The 533-nt window shown below is 57.6% G+C and carries 1 pseudogene; it reads right to left on the bottom strand.

Features of this window, described 5'->3' with window-relative positions:
* A pseudogene (locus J5069_RS24090) lies at window positions 1–533 on the bottom strand (TonB-dependent siderophore receptor); the annotation flags it as partial.

The following is a 533-nucleotide window of genomic DNA, read 5'->3' as shown; positions in this document are numbered from 1 at the left end:
AAAATTGCCGCGAATACCTGCCAGCGATGAGGTGTTCTGCGCGATATACGCCGTGCTTAAACGTCCCAGCGTGGCGCTGCCGTCACCGGCCAGTGTCAATTTCGGCGTGCTGTAATTGCCTATCTCTTCGGTGTTGCTGAGACCAAGGCCGGAATAGAGCGTCCAATGATTATCCAGATCGTACTCACCGCGCAGCATCCCGAAGCGCGATTTCATATCGGTATAGACCCAGCGCTGGCTGTAGTTGTGGGTAATGGTTGGCGGTTCAGGGATGGCTTGTAACCCGGTAGCCGAAACGTTAATCCCCAAACGCCCACCGTGCAGATACTGGTGCTGGTAGCCTGCATCCAGCGAGGAACGGAAACGATCGCCACGATAATCCAGTCCGACAGCGGCCAGCGACACCCGCTCGCGCTGATCGTCAATCGCGGCTTCACCTTCGCGGTGCAGCAGGTTAACGCGCACACCAAAACGGTTATCATCGCCAAAACGTCGCCCAACATCGAGCGCGCCGCCAGCCTGTGAGGAAGACG

This window comes from Candidatus Symbiopectobacterium sp. NZEC127 (genome assembly GCF_025962675.1).
GTDB lineage: Bacteria > Pseudomonadota > Gammaproteobacteria > Enterobacterales > Enterobacteriaceae > Symbiopectobacterium.
Note: the sequence above shows the minus strand (reverse complement) of the source record. Positions and strands in the feature narration are given on the sequence as shown.